The sequence below is a fragment of the Geobacter sp. PheSNFMC genome (genome assembly GCF_059620965.1).
Window position 1 is genome coordinate 1 of record NZ_JCAMRN010000076.1, and the last position, 13,708, is coordinate 13,708.

Sequence of the window (13,708 nt, forward strand, 5' to 3'; positions counted from 1 at the left end):
GGCGACTGTCTCAAGGGGCTCGTGCCGGTTCTCGTGGCCGGAAAGCTCGGCTTAGCCGACCCCTGGGTGGCCGCCGTCGGTCTTGCCGCCTTTCTCGGCCATGTGTACACCGTCTTTCTCGGTTTCAAGGGAGGGAAGGGGGTCGCCACGGCCCTGGGGGTCTTTCTCGGCGTGTCACCCCTGTCCGTCCTGGGTGCGCTTGCCCTCTTCATCGGCATTGTCGCCTCAACCCGCTACATCTCGCTCGGCTCCATCACCGCCGCTGCTGCCATGCCCTTTCTTGTGGCCGCGGTGGAGCGGCGCCCCCTCCTTGTGGGGATGACGCTTATCATTGCGGCCATCGTCATCGTCAAGCACCGGGAGAACATCCGCCGGCTGCGCGAGGGAACCGAGAGCCGCTTCAAGGCATGAACGTCCCCGTCAACCTCCGCGACAGGCGCCTCCAGGTTGTGGCGATCCTGCTCATCATCATTGTCCTTGTCCCCGTCGTCCGTTACGCGGTCTTCATTGCCGTGCCCGCCGGCAATGGGGAAAACGTCAGGATACTCTCCTTCGACAAGGGTGCCACCCCCCGGCGCATCGCCAGCGAGCTTGAGACGGCCGGACTGATCACCAGCGCCCGGCTGTTTGTTCTTCATGCCCGCCTGCGTGGAGAGGCCGAACGGCTCAAGGCTGGCGAATACCAGTTCTCCGATGCCATGAAACCTGCAGAAATCCTCCGCAAGTTGGTGGCCGGTGAGGTCTATGCCCGACCTTTTGCCGTACCCGAAGGGTATTCCATGTATCAGGTTGCGGAATTGCTGGAAGGAAAGCGGATGTTCTCACGGGAACGCTTTCTGGCCGCAGCCACTGATCCGTCGTTTCTGGCCGAACTCGGCATCCAGGGCAGCAGTGTGGAGGGGTACCTCTACCCGAGCACCTATGCCGTTACCCGGTCCATGGGCGAAAGGGACCTGATTCGGGTCATGGTGTCCCAGTTCGACAAGGTCTACGGGGCCGGGTTCGCTGAGGAGGCGCGCCGCCGGGGAATGTCACGACATCACGTGGTGACCCTTGCCTCCATGATTGAAAAGGAGGCGGTCTCTCCAGCGGAGCGCCCTCTGATCTCTTCGGTATTCCACAATCGTCTGGCCAAGGGCATGCGCCTCCAGAGCGACCCTACCGCTGTCTACGGCGTGCGGGCCTTTGGCGGGAACGTGACCCGTCAGGATATCCTGCGGAATACCTCGCACAATACCTACCGCATCGCCGGACTTCCGCCCGGCCCCATCGGCAATCCGGGGCGCGATTCCCTGGCTGCCGCCCTCAATCCGGCCGCCACCGGCTATCTCTATTTCGTGGCCCGCAAGGATGGCACGCACCATTTTTCTGCCACGCTGGAGGAGCACAACGCAGCAGTCCGACGATACCTGAAAACCCCCGCCAAATAAAAAAAGCCCCGCCGTTAAGCGGGGCTTTCTGTTTCGGGTACGATTGTTACCCGGGATCAGGCTTTTTCCACCGTTACCGTTACCACGCCGCCGTCACGTGACAGAAGGGCGTTCACGTTCATGCTGCGGAAATGGCTGGGTGCGAAAAGCAGCCCCGGTTGAACGCGCGGCGTTATCTTCACCGCTCCTTGCACCTTCACCGTCCCGGCGCTGAGCCGCACCGTGCCTCCTTCGGCAATGCCGAGCTTCGCTGCGTCGTTCGGATGAATCTCGATATATCCTTCAGGGATGATTTCCAGATTGTTCTTTGACCACGTGGTGGTCGTTCCACTGTGGTAGAGGATGGTACCGACCAGAAGAGCCGTCGGTGATCCGGCAACCGCTTTGGCGGATACCGGCGCCAGGGCCAGGCCGCTAGGACGCACCTGAGCGGCAATGGTGCCGCCGGCCCGGCCCACTGATGCGTAGGCGGGCACGAGGGCCACAACTTCGTCGAGCACGGCTGCGGGCGAATGGACACGGCTCTCACCCGTCAGGCGATTGTACAGTTCGGTAAGGATGTCCCAGTCCTCACGAGCGTCGCCTGGCGGGGCCACAGCCTTGGCAAGGGGCTGTACCCTGCCGTCAATGGTCGTGAACGTTCCGTTCTTTTCAGCGGCCACGGATGAAGGGAAGACCACGTGGGCCAGTTTTGCGGCCTCGCCGGGGAATGGGTCCTGGACAATGAGGAGCTCCAGTTTTTCCAGGGCCTTGCGTATCCGCTCTCCTTCCGGAAACGATGCCACCGGGTCGCAGCCGAGGAGGTAGAGGGCTTTGACGCTTCCCTGTTCGATTCCTTCAATGATCTGCCAGAAGTCCTTGCCGGCAGCGGCTGGGAGTTTTTTCCCCCACGCCTTCTCGAAAGTGGCGGCGTCGGTCTGGTGGCCGGGGAAGTGGTCGGGAGCGACCCCCATGTCGAGGAGGCCGCGGATATTGGTTTTCTCATATACCGGGAAGAGCCCGCCGGCATCGCCTGTCGTGGCGCCAAGAACCAGCGCGAGGTTGACGAGGGCCTTCACCGCATCGGTATCCCCGCCGCGCATGAGTTCGGCGCCGAAGATGACGGCAACGCCTCTTTTACCGCCGACAAGCCGTGCCGCAGCGCGCAGATCCGCCTCGGTGACGCCGGCCGCCTCGGCGGCATCGGCAATCGAGACTCCTGCCAAGGCCGCGGTCAGGTCGGAGAGATTGCTGATGTTCGCGCTGCAGAACTCCTTGTTTTCCAGGCCTTCTTCGAGAACAGCCTTGGTCAGGGCATTGATGAGAAGAGTTTCGTTCCCCGGCCGGTACTTGAGGTGGCTGTTGGCGAACTTCTTGAGCTTGATGTCGCGCATGGCGGCAAGAACCAGCTTTGCATTGTTCTTCGTAGCAGCCTTGATGACCCGGTACTCCATGCCGGTTGCCTCGGCGTTCAAATCGCAGCCGACAACGAGGACTGCGGCTGCCCGGTCAATGGCATCAATGGTGGTGCTGGCGCCGACAATACCGAGCATTTCCCGCAGAACCTTCTGTGTCGCGGCATAGCCGAGGCGCGCCTCCGAGTCGATATTACCGGTGCCGACCGCCGAACGCATGAGCTTCTGGAAGAGATAGTTTTCCTCGTTGGTGACCCGGGCAGAGCCCAACCCTGCGACGGCATCGGCACCATGGCTGGTCGCGATCTGCTTGAGCGCTGCGGCTGCGGTTCCCATGGCCGTGTTCCAGTCGGCTTTCTGACCTTTCACCATCGGCTCGACGAGGCGATCCGGGGAATTGATGTAGCTGTAGCCGAAGCGTCCGTTGATACAGAGATTGCCACTGTTGTAGGTGGAGTCATCACTGGTCACGCGTTCCACCCGGCCGTTGCGGCTGTGGTATTCGATCTGGCAGCCGGCGGCGCAGAGGGCGCATACGCTCGGCGTAACCGTGAAGGCCCAGGGCCGGCCCCGGAACTTGAACGGCTTGCTGATGAGGGTGCCGGTGGGGCAGGCGGCCACGCAGTTGCCGCAGAATTCACAGTTGAGGGGCTTGCCGTCCACCGTGTCGATAATGGTGGCCTCACCCCTGTTGACTACCCTGATGGCGTTGCAGCCGACAATTTCATGATCAACCTTGACGCATTTCTCGCAAAGGATGCAACGGTTAGGGTCGCTCTCGATGAGGGGCCAGTCGTAGCGGATCTTGTGGCGCTCGAGCACGGCGCCGTATTCCTGCTTTGCGGCGCCGAGGCCGTAGCAGGCGTTCTGGAGATCGCATTCACCGCCCGCGTCACAGACGGGGCAGTCAAGGGGATGGTTCACCAGCATCAGTTCCATGATCTTCTGGCGGATCCTCGAAAGCTTCTCCGACTGGGTCGTTACCTTGATCCCGTCCTTGACCGGCGTGTTACAGGCCGTCATGGGCCGGTCGACCCCTTCGATCTCAACCGCGCAGACGCGGCAGGCACCGGTAGGCGACACCTTCTTGAGCCAGCAGAGGGTCGGTATCGTGATCCCGAGGAGCGCCGCCGCATCAAGGATCGTGGTCTCCTTCGCTACTGTGATGTCCTTCCCGTCGATTGTAAGACTGACCATATCCGTTTCACCCCTGGATAAGAGGCTCCCGGCCGGGAACGCACCGACGCCCGGGATCGTTGCCGATACCCGGGCCGCCGTGGCCCCGGCCGTGGGCCGAAGTGGCATGCTGAATGTGATGGACTAAATGGCGGCCATGGCGACCCGGTAGCACCGGAGGCAGCGTTCTGCCTCCTCCACTGCCTGGGTATCGACAAAGCCGAGTTCCACTTCCTGATAGTTGCCCTTGCTCGCCCGCTCCTTGCCATGGACCTCGGCCTGGTGGGCCCGCTCCCGGGAGTCGAGCCAGGGAACCTGTTCGTTCTTGTCGTAGACCGGCATGTTCGTGAGGATGTCCTCCATGAGTTCGTCCTCGGTAAGGTATGCCTTTCCTTCTTCGAGCCATCGCTGGATCACCCGCGCGGCACGGTGTGCATTGCCGATGCAGGCCACGACGGTCAGGGGGCCGATTTCGGCATCGCCGCCCGCGAAAACACCCTCAAGATCAGTGATGAGAATCCGTGCAAGGGGGTTGCCCATGCCGTCTTTCAGGTCCTTGCCCGCCGCATCCTTGAGGGGAACGTGCTTGGTGACGACGGTGTTCCACTTGGTGATGTCGATCCCCAGGTTGTCGGGGATGAAGGAAAGATCGGGATCCTGGCCAATGGCCGGGATGACGGTGTCACACTCAACCACGAACTCGCTGCCGGGAACCGGCTCGGGCCGACGCCTCCCCGAGGCGTCAGGCTCGCCGAGGGCCATCCGGACGCATTCCACGCCGGTCACCTGCTCGTTTCCATCCACAAGTACCCGCGTGGGGAGAACCTGGAACTCGAACCGCACCCCTTCCTCGTCGGCGCCGTCCACTTCCCACACGTCGGCCGGCATCTCCTTGCGCGAACGGCGGTAAAGAAGCGTGGACTCTTCCGCTCCTTCCCGGAGAGCAACCCGTACGCAGTCGATGGCGGTGTTGCCGCCGCCAACCACGACCACCTTTTTCCCCATGCCGGTGGGGCGTCCCATGTAGGCTTCCCGGAGAAAGTCAATGCCGCCCTTCAGGAAACCCTTGTAGCCCTTGTCTTCCCCCTCGACGCCCATGGGCTTGGAGCGGTGGGCACCCGGTGCCAGAAAGACTGCGTCGAACTTTTGCTTGAGCTCTTCCAGGGAGAAGTCCTTGCCGATCCGGGTGTCATAGACGATATCCACACCCATGGAGGCAATGATGTCGATATCCCGCTGGAGCAAGTGCCGCGGTTGGCGGTAGGGGGGGATGCCGACGGCGATCATGCCGCCGCCGTACCCCTCGGGCAGGGCCTCGTAGATGGTGCAGGGATATCCTTCAAGGGCCAGGTAGTAGGCGCAGGCAAGACCTGCCGGACCGGCCCCGACAATGGCGACGTTCTTGTTCTTGCGCGGCTTGGGCTGCATGGGGGGAGCTGCGTTGTGCATCCACTCGTAGTCGGAGGCGGAACGCTTGAGCACCATGATGTTGACCGAGTCGTCCACGTTCTTGCGGCGGCAGTGGGTCTCGCAGGGGTGGGGGCACACCCTGCCGCAGACCGACGGCAGCGGCATGTTGTCGCGGATGATATCAAGCGATTCATCGAACCGGTATTCCTTGATTGCCTCGATGTAGGCGGGAATGTCGATATGGGCCGGACAGCGGTCCATGCAGGGGGCGGTGTACTTGTCGATGAACCGGTGCACGTTGGCGGGCTTTCGGATGCCGGTGATATAGGCGAGGAAATCCTCCCGGAAGTGCTTTACGGCATCGAGAACAGGGATGGTTGAGCTTTGGCAGAGGGTGCACTTGCAGTTGGTGAGCAGGTCCGCCAGATCGTCGACGGTGTCGAGGTCTGCCTCCGTGGCCCGTCCCTCGATGATGGCCGCCAAAACATCGGCAAGGACCTTGGTCCCCTTCTTCCCGGGGGTGCACTTACCGCAACAGTACTGGGTCTGCACGCGCTTCATATATTCGGCCGCCATGGCCGGCACGTCAACCTTCAGATCGTAAAGGATGATCCCGTCCCACCCCATGAACGCGGCAATCTGCCGCTCGCCATCGAGAGTGGTCGGAAGGCGGAAGCTCACGTCCTGGGCTTCTCCCCCCTTGCGGTTGTCGACGATTGTTCTTCCCCAACTGGAAAAAACCACCTGTGCCACGTACGCCTCCGTTCAGACCTTCGCAGAGATGGTCAGCGATACTTAACTTTTTGAATTTACAAAACAAATAATGGTTTGCAAAGTGTATACAGTATGCACTATCTAACACAACATCCTTTGATAAATCAAGGGAAAAAATAATTAAAAAGCTGTTTCCGGGCGGGATTGTCATTTGCTATAGTTTGGGCCGCCTGGGGCGTCGGGGCACCGGGGGAGGACCGTTGCGGCAGCACAGGGCCCGGCAATGCCGGGCCGGGAAGGGAGGGACTGTATGTATCGGGAGGCGTTTGCATCGCTGTTTGAAATTAATATGGGCGTAACGGCTGGAGAACGGATTCTTGTTTTCAGTGACAGGGTAAGATCCGACGAGGAACTCTCGGCCGACGAGGCCGCCCGCCGGCAGAATCTTCTGTTTGTGGCGGAAGAGGCTGGCCGTTATGCCGATGCCTCGTACGGCAATGCCTGTTTTGCCTCGTTTCCCGCAACTGCCGCGTCCGGGGCCGAACCGCCCGAAGTCCTCTGGCGTGCCGCCTTTGGCGATGCGGCGGTAAATGCCCTGGCCGCAGGGGGGCTACTTGCGCGCCTGCTGGCAAAGGAGGCGACCCTGGAGGATCTGGAGCGGGCTCGCCGGATCGTGTTGTCCAGCCGTGATGCCGCCGCGCAGGTGGTGGTCGCTCTCTCCAACAATTCCACGAGTCATACCCGGTTCCGTCATCTGGTCAATGCGGTTGGCGGTCGCTTTGCCAGCCTTCCCCACTTCGATCCTGACATGTTCTTTTCCTCCATGCGGGTTGATTGGCGCCAGTTGGCCGAACGGACCCGGCGGGTCGCCGATGCGGTTAATGGTGCGACCGCCCTGCGGGTGGAAACCCCGAACGGCACGCGTATGCGTTTCGACAAGGGGGGGCGGGTTGCCAAGGGGGACGATGGGCTTCTTGCCGCACCGGGAAGTTTTGGCAACCTCCCTGCGGGGGAGGTGTACCTGGCCCCGCTGGAGGGGACGAGCGAAGGAATCATGGTGCTCGAATGGGGGCCCACGCGCCGGCTCGACTCTCCGGTCGAGCTGGTGGTCAGGGCCGGCGCTGTCGTGGACGTACGAGGCGACGATCCCCTGCGGGCAGCGCTGGAACGGAAATTCGCCGAGAGCGACCGGAACCGGAACATCGCCGAGTTGGGCATCGGGACCAATGACCGGGCAACCCGGCCGGACAACGTCCTTGAAGCCGAGAAGATCCTCGGCACCATTCATATCGCACTGGGTGACAATTCCGGTTTCGGCGGCACCGTGCAGACGCCGTTTCATGAAGACTACGTCTTTTATCGTCCCACCCTCACCCTTGTCTCGGAAACCGGTGCCGAAACCGCCCTGCTGAGCAACGGCAGCCTCTTGCTCTGATGATTCAAGAGTTTTTATCTCAAGAATCGGTGCGCTTTGTCGATATGTATACAAAGAAGGTATCTTTGCGCCACGGAGGTGTGCCATGGTCGGGGAGATACAAGACGCAAGCGTCGGCCTCACCTTTCGGCTCGACAATGGAGAGCACAAGCTCAGCGCGAGTTTTGTGCCGACCGGTGAAAAGCCGCCCATCAATCTTTCCTGGATCAAACAGGCCCTCGCCTTGGCGGGGTTTGCCGATCTCTATCTCTACGAGCACGCCCTGGTGGAGTTGCTGAAGCGTTACAACGCCGCCACCCAGCCGTTCACCTTCGACCTGGGTGAGCGTCGCAATGGTTCTTTCACCATCACGTGCACCCCTGACAATCTGGAAGCACGTCTGACGATCATTCCCGCGTACGGCGGCAAGGCGGTCGCCGCGGAACAGGTCAGGCAGGCACTGAGGGAAAAGGGGGTCGTCTTCGGTGTTGACGAAGAGGCCATCAATCGCGCCGTTGCCGCCGGTGCGGCCTCGGATGTCCTGGTGGCGCAGGGAATACCGCCCCGGCCGGGCACCGATGGCGAACTGGTGAGCTTCGTCACCGAGATCCGCGACCGTCAGCCCCAGCTCCTCGATGATGATACGGTCGACTACCGGAACCTGGGGCAGATCCTCAGCGTACGTGCCGGCGATCCCCTCATGCGCCGGATCCCGCCCGTGGAAGGTGTTGCCGGCACGAGCGTCATGGGAAAGATCCTTTCTCCGCCGCCGGCGCGTGATGCGGTCTTTGCCCCGAACCTCCCGGGAACGGCCTTTGATGCGGAGGACCCCAACCTTCTCGTGGCCGCCGTGGACGGCCAGCCCGTTCTGGTTGCCAACGGCATTACTGTTGAGCCAGTGCTCCGGTTGAAGCTCGTCGACCTTTCCGTCGGTAACCTGGATTTCAACGGAACCATCGATATTGCCGGAGACGTGGTGGCGGGAATGACCGTCAAGGCCAGCGGCGACATCTTCATCGGTGGTGTGGTGGAGGCGTCAAGGATTGAAGCCGGCGGCAATGTCGAGGTCCGTGGCGGTGTCCTCGGCCAGGGGGAAACTCGCGCCTCGTCGGCGGCAGCCGGAAGGGACCCGGTGTGGATAAAGGCCGGGGGGTGCGTTACGGCCCAGTTTGTCGAGCACGTCATCGTCGAGGCGGGCGACGGTATCATGGTGCGGGAGTTCTGCATGCAGAGCGAACTGGTGGCGGGCAACCGGATTGTTGTGGGGCATGACGGAGGGAGCAAGGGACACGTCATTGGCGGCAGTTGCCAGGCCGTCAACCTGGTCCGTGCGGTTACCCTCGGTTCGCTGGCCGGCGTGCATACGGCCGTGAGCGTAGGAGTCGACCCCCACGTGCGGGAGCGTTTTTCAACGGTGCGCCTCAAGCTTCAGGAAAAAGAGCGGGAGATGGACGAGCTTGCCAAGAATCTCGATTACTATGCCTCGCTGCCGTCGGCTCAGCCGGAACAGCTCGCGCGTACCAGTGAGGCCAGGGACAAGCTTCAGGCGGTCATTTCGGAGCTCACGGGAGAAAAGAAACGTCTCCAGAAGCGCCTGGAACAGGTGGCCGGGGCCCAGGTCGTTGTGGAGCGAGAGGCCCTGGTGGGGGTCGTGATATCCATTGGCGCCAAGGTCTTCCTGGTGGACGAGGACCTGGGCGCAACGGTCTTCCGGATCGAGGACGGGGCCATTGTCGCTTCAACCTGAGGCAGGCGGGGGCTGCGCCTCACGCCGTCCTTCCTCCAATTGCCGTTGACACCGGCGACCGACTGTGAAATGGTTCCTGACCAGGGAGATTTGGACCAGCCATGAACATAATCGGACTTACCGGTGGAATCGCTTCGGGAAAAAGTACGGTATCGCGGATTCTGGAGCGGCTCGGCGCGGTGGTGATCGATGCGGATCAACTGGCCCGCGAGGCGGTCATGCCGGGGGTGCCCGCCCATCGGGCCATTGTGGACACCTTCGGCGGGGGGGTCCTGCTGCCTGACGGCACCATCGACCGGAAGGCTCTCGGCAGCATCATTTTTGCCGATTCCTCTGCCCGCAAGCGGCTGGAGGCGATAATGCACCCGGCCATCAGGGCGCTTGCCGAGCAGCGTCTTGCCGAACTGCGCCGGTCCGGCGCGCCGGTTGCCGTGTACATGGCCGCGCTCTTGGTCGAAGCTGGCGCAACCGATCGGGTCGACGAGGTCTGGGTGGTGTATGTGGACCGGGAAACACAGGTTCGGCGTGTGATGGCGCGGGATGGTCTGAGTCGCTCGGAGGCCGAGCAGCGGCTGGCCGCCCAGATGTCCATGGAGGAGAAGGCCGCAAGGGGGCAGGTGGTCATCGACAACAACGGCACCCCCGAGGAGTTGGAGCGACGGGTCGAGGAGATCTGGGCGAAACGGTTCCCATGAAAAAAGCCCCCGGTTTGCGGGGGCTTTTTGTTACCGATGGAAGCCGAGCTTCATGGATATCTCGTCGGCAGCCTTTTTGACCAGAGGTATCAATTCCTTGTCCAGCCGCTCGTCGGTAAAGCGCATGGAGGGCCCCGAAAGGCTCACCGCACCGATGATCCGCCGGGTGTAATCGCGGATCGGAGCGCCAACGCAGCGCACACCGATGTCGAGTTCTTCATTGTCCACTGCATACCCCTGCTCAACCACCTCCCTGAGGTGCTTCCTGAGGATTTCCCGGTCAGTGATGGTGTTGGGGGTGAGGGCCTTCAGGTCGCGCTGGGGGAAGAAGCTGTCCAGTTCCTCGTCGTTCATCCAGGCGATCTGGACCTTGCCGGCCGCCGTGCAGTAGGCGGGGAGGCGGGAACCGACCCGGGGGACGACCCGCACCGTCAGGTCGGTTTCCACCACATCCAGATACACGATGCTCTGGTCCTTGAGGATGGCCACATAGGCGGTTTCGTTGCACTGGTTGACGAGCCATTCAAGTATTGGCCGCGACTGGCGCAGCAGACCCATCTGCCGGATGAAGGTCTGGCCCAGTTCAAGCGTCTTGAGGCCGAGCCTGTAATTCTCCGTAACCTTGTTCTGCTCGATATATCCCCGCGACTCCAGGGTTGCCAGGAGCCGGAATACATTGTTCTTGTGCAGTTTCAGACGTTTTGACAGTTCGGTCACGCCCAGCTCGTCCACATCGTCGTGGAACTGTTCCAGAAGATCAAGGGCGTGATCGACTGCCTGGATGATGTATTCGGATTTGTCCTTCTTCGCCATCTTAATCCCTCTTCTCATGAAAAGATGAACGTATCAACTTAAGTCGGAAACGTACGGAAGTCAAGACAATCAATCCGGGCATGACATCCGACTCTTCACACGAAAGCCTGAACTCACTGGAAAATAATCCCAGAAACGATAGAATATTGTTTTATAATTGTCAAGGCGGAATATTTTCCCTATAGTCGGATCACGGCATGGCCACAGGAACCATGCGGGTTCTTGCCGGCAACTCAACGCTGGACGATTGTTTTTCCACGGCGGTGACAGGTTGCTGAGCCGCTTCAGGTTGTTTTATTTTCAGGAGGAGGCAATGCTCCATCTGCGCAAGAAGATTCTCGTGGCCATCGACGGCTCTCCCCTGTCGGACAAGGCGGCCGAGGAGGCGGTCAGGATGGCGGCGGGCAATCCAAGCCAGTTTAAAAGCAAGATTTACGCCATGCTTGTTTTGCCCAACGCCCCCCGCAGCACGTTCACCGACTTCGTTCCTCCTCCTCCCATCACGGAAACGCCCGATTGGGAAGAGCTTCGGCAACGGGTGTTCTATGTGATAGAAAAGAATGCCCGGGAGGCGGACATCCCCCTTGAGATCCGGGTGGTGTATGGTGAACCGGCGGAAGAACTCGTCACATTCGCCGACAAGGAGCAGATCGATGTGATCGTGCTCGGCAGTTCGGGCAAGGGGTTCCTGAAGCGGCAGTTGCTGGGCAGCGTCTCCCACAAGGTGGTCAAGACCGCCTCCTGCTCGGTCTACATTGTCAAGGGGTAGCCATGGTCCGACCGGTTCGTGTCCCACGGCGTCCCTGGTCGTTCGACCTGCGCGATCGACAAAATATGTCCTTGCCCTGCGGATTTTCCCGGTGATTGCCTGGATCAGGCAGGTTCAAGCGGGGGAGGTTTCACGGCGGAGGTACTGGAGGATTTCCCTGAGGCTTCCAATGATGATCCGTTCGTCCCGTGGGAACTCCTCCGGCGAGAGTTCCAGGGTGAGCGTCTCGGCGTAGTCGGTGCTCCTCAGGTGGTTGAGGAAGCGGGTGAGCGGCAGGATGCCGCGGCCGGGGACCAGGTGTTCCCGGCCGTGGCCATAGTCGGAGAAGTGAATGTTCCTGATGCGGCCCGAGTTGTAGCAGTGGTAGAAGTCGTTGATGAAGTTGGCCTTGCCCGATCCCATGTGGGTGGTGTCGAAGGTCATGTAGAGATTGCGCTCCTGGATGAATTCGATCAGTTTCTCGGTGCTCGAGAGGATGTGCGGGTTCACCCGGAAGCGGGTTCCCACCCACGGCATGTTTTCCAGGGTCACGATGACAGTTTCTCGCCCCACCTCCTTCTGGAAATCCATCACCCGGTAGAGCCAGCGCCAGAAACCGATCTCGCATCCCATCCACGAGGGGGGATGGAAATTGACGAGCGGTATTCCCGCGCCCGCCGCCAACTCCACGCAGCGCTCCAGGGAGTCGACGGGGCCGCCCCACCCGTCAAGGGGCATGAAGGGAGCGTGGATGGAGTTGATGGGAAGGATTTCGGTCAGCTCTTCAATGAGCTTGCGGCAGTTGACCTTCTGAAAGTCCTGGTTGATGATGAGTTCGACGCCGTCGAATCCCGCCTCCCGGGCGATCCGCATGACTTTCCCCAGAGGAAAGGTGAAGAGCGTGCCGGTGGAAAGAGAGATCCGCATCGTGCCTATCCCTGTCCGGCAATGGTGGTGTAGACCAGCCGCTGGAGGTTCCCCACCGCTTCGATGCCCGCCTTGAGCTCATCCTCTTCCTGCTCGGCCAGTCCCGCCGTATCCACGTAAGCGCCGGAAGCCTCGCCGCCCATGCCGCCGCGTTTCCGGCCGAAGGAATGGCAGGCGCGCAGCAGCCGCTCGGCCAGCTCCACATCCATGTGCCCCTCCCGGAGCAGTGCCCGGATGCGCTCGATGGTGCCCGTTTCCGGTATCTCCGCGTGGACCGCCAGGACCCTGACGTTGGCCACCAGGGGGGAAATGCCGTAGTAGCCCAGGTTGAACATCCCCCGCGACTCGCCGATCCGCTCCGTTCTGAACCTGCCGAAGAAGTCGAATCCCGAAGGCATCATGGATATGTGCCGGGCCGTTTCCCGGAACTGGTCCCCGTGAAAGGCGAGCATGGACCGGACCAGGTTGTTCATGCTGGCGGCCAGGGTGGAGTCGCCGGCAACGCAGCGCAGGTCGGCGAGCCCGATCAGCCACCCCAGGCCGCCGTCCCCTTCGGTGACCCGGCTGGTGATCCGTTTGCGCCAGTCGGCCATGCTCCCCCGCCAGGCTGCGCCGACCGGGGTGACGCCGCCGGGGCTGGTAAGGCCGAGGCGCTCCAGGATGCCGGCGGTCCGCCCGGCCAGTCCCACGAAGAACGAGGTTTCTTCGGGTGATTCGCCGTCATGGATGACGGCAAAGTCTGCATCTCCCGAGAGCCCTGCTTCGCCGCGCCCCAGGGCGCCCAGGGCGAGCCAGGCCCAGGCGACGGCCGGAGCGGCCGGACCGTGTTCTTCCATCCAGCGGAAGGCGAGCCGAAGCGCCCCTCGCGTCAGGTAGTCCGTCAGGGTGGTGCAGAGGATGTCGAAGGCGGGCACCGAGCCGCGTTGGTGAAAGTAATCGGCTGCCTTTTCCGTTAGTTGCCGCTGGAGTTCGGCGAGGCCGTTCACATCGGTGGCGGTTTCCGTCTCTGCCAGCAGGCGGGGAAAGGCTTGGTCAAAGGCCTCCTCAAAGGCGAGTTCCGCGCCGAGGGACTGGGTTATCCCCGTGAGCAGACGGCATTCGTCGCCGGGCGGGAGGCTCCTGAGTCTCCTAAAGAGGTCGCGGCGAATCCCTTCCAGAAAATCCGCGGTTCCCCGACGGTTAAGGATATCGTCATTCTTTACCGCGAGAAAGAGCGACATGGCATCTCCTTGTTCCGTAT

Annotated in this window: 11 protein-coding genes; 6 read left to right on the plus strand and 5 right to left on the minus strand. The window is 61.6% G+C overall.

The window, feature by feature from the left end; translation table 11 throughout:
• The coding region (locus tag AC6CDK_RS15110; RefSeq protein ID WP_496639900.1) for a glycerol-3-phosphate acyltransferase at positions 1-411 on the plus strand (411 nt) is incomplete at its 5' end.
• Positions 408-1,430 carry an endolytic transglycosylase MltG gene (gene mltG / locus AC6CDK_RS15115; protein ID WP_192904908.1) on the plus strand — a complete coding sequence of 341 codons (1,023 nt, stop codon included), beginning with the start codon at positions 408-410 and terminating at the stop codon, positions 1,428-1,430. The genes AC6CDK_RS15110 and mltG, both read left to right, overlap by 4 nt.
• A gap of 56 nt (positions 1,431-1,486) precedes the next feature.
• On the opposite strand, the gene AC6CDK_RS15120 is transcribed toward mltG, so the two are convergent.
• Both AC6CDK_RS15120 and AC6CDK_RS15125 read right to left on the minus strand, forming a co-directional pair.
• Positions 1,487-4,021, minus strand: coding sequence for a molybdopterin-dependent oxidoreductase (locus AC6CDK_RS15120; protein ID WP_039642754.1), 2,535 nt, complete (start codon positions 4,019-4,021; stop codon positions 1,487-1,489).
• 123 nt (positions 4,022-4,144) lie between these two features.
• Positions 4,145-6,163, minus strand: coding sequence for an FAD-dependent oxidoreductase (locus AC6CDK_RS15125; RefSeq protein WP_039642756.1), 2,019 nt, complete (start codon positions 6,161-6,163; stop codon positions 4,145-4,147).
• A 271-nt stretch (positions 6,164-6,434) separates the two neighbouring features.
• Here AC6CDK_RS15125 and AC6CDK_RS15130 point away from each other — a divergent pair, with 271 nt between their 5' ends.
• The 3 genes from AC6CDK_RS15130 (at position 6,435) to coaE (ending at position 9,980) form a co-directional block, all read left to right on the plus strand.
• Complete coding sequence (locus AC6CDK_RS15130; protein ID WP_039642758.1) at positions 6,435-7,559, plus strand: aminopeptidase; 1,125 nt, start codon at positions 6,435-6,437, stop codon at positions 7,557-7,559.
• Between the two features lie 85 nt (positions 7,560-7,644).
• Complete coding sequence (locus tag AC6CDK_RS15135; RefSeq protein ID WP_066356976.1) at positions 7,645-9,285, plus strand: FapA family protein; 1,641 nt, start codon at positions 7,645-7,647, stop codon at positions 9,283-9,285.
• A 101-nt stretch (positions 9,286-9,386) separates the two neighbouring features.
• Positions 9,387-9,980: a dephospho-CoA kinase gene (gene coaE, locus AC6CDK_RS15140; protein WP_039642761.1), complete on the plus strand. Its 594-nt coding sequence runs from the start codon at positions 9,387-9,389 to the stop codon at positions 9,978-9,980.
• A gap of 30 nt (positions 9,981-10,010) precedes the next feature.
• Here coaE and AC6CDK_RS15145 read toward each other — a convergent pair whose 3' ends face one another.
• Positions 10,011-10,793 (minus strand): IclR family transcriptional regulator, encoded by a 783-nt coding sequence (locus AC6CDK_RS15145; protein ID WP_039642763.1) that lies wholly within the window; start codon positions 10,791-10,793, stop codon positions 10,011-10,013.
• A 313-nt stretch (positions 10,794-11,106) separates the two neighbouring features.
• Here AC6CDK_RS15145 and AC6CDK_RS15150 point away from each other — a divergent pair, with 313 nt between their 5' ends.
• Entirely contained in the window at positions 11,107-11,562 is a 456-nt protein-coding gene (locus AC6CDK_RS15150; RefSeq protein WP_039642765.1) for a universal stress protein, read from the plus strand.
• A gap of 114 nt (positions 11,563-11,676) precedes the next feature.
• Here the strand turns inward: AC6CDK_RS15150 and AC6CDK_RS15155 are convergent, their stop codons facing one another.
• Together AC6CDK_RS15155 and AC6CDK_RS15160 are read right to left on the minus strand one after the other, a co-directional pair.
• Positions 11,677-12,468, minus strand: coding sequence for a sugar phosphate isomerase/epimerase family protein (locus AC6CDK_RS15155; protein ID WP_039642766.1), 792 nt, complete (start codon positions 12,466-12,468; stop codon positions 11,677-11,679).
• Positions 12,469-12,473: 5 nt separating this feature from the next.
• Entirely contained in the window at positions 12,474-13,688 is a 1,215-nt protein-coding gene (locus tag AC6CDK_RS15160; RefSeq protein ID WP_039642767.1) for a putative nucleotidyltransferase substrate binding domain-containing protein, read from the minus strand.
• Positions 13,689-13,708: the final 20 nt, after the last annotated feature.

Excerpts from the sequence above, each read along its gene's own strand:
- AC6CDK_RS15150 (WP_039642765.1), top strand. The coding sequence starts at position 11,107 with ATGCTCCATCTGCGCAAGAAGATTCTCGTGGCCATCGACGGCTCTCCC.
- AC6CDK_RS15135 (WP_066356976.1), top strand. The coding sequence starts at position 7,645 with ATGGTCGGGGAGATACAAGACGCAAGCGTCGGCCTCACCTTTCGGCTC.
- AC6CDK_RS15120 (WP_039642754.1), bottom strand. The coding sequence starts at position 4,021 with ATGGTCAGTCTTACAATCGACGGGAAGGACATCACAGTAGCGAAGGAG.
- coaE (WP_039642761.1), top strand. The coding sequence starts at position 9,387 with ATGAACATAATCGGACTTACCGGTGGAATCGCTTCGGGAAAAAGTACG.
- AC6CDK_RS15160 (WP_039642767.1), bottom strand. The coding sequence starts at position 13,688 with ATGTCGCTCTTTCTCGCGGTAAAGAATGACGATATCCTTAACCGTCGG.
- AC6CDK_RS15130 (WP_039642758.1), top strand. The coding sequence starts at position 6,435 with ATGTATCGGGAGGCGTTTGCATCGCTGTTTGAAATTAATATGGGCGTA.
- AC6CDK_RS15155 (WP_039642766.1), bottom strand. The coding sequence starts at position 12,468 with ATGCGGATCTCTCTTTCCACCGGCACGCTCTTCACCTTTCCTCTGGGG.
- AC6CDK_RS15145 (WP_039642763.1), bottom strand. The coding sequence starts at position 10,793 with ATGGCGAAGAAGGACAAATCCGAATACATCATCCAGGCAGTCGATCAC.
- mltG (WP_192904908.1), top strand. The coding sequence starts at position 408 with ATGAACGTCCCCGTCAACCTCCGCGACAGGCGCCTCCAGGTTGTGGCG.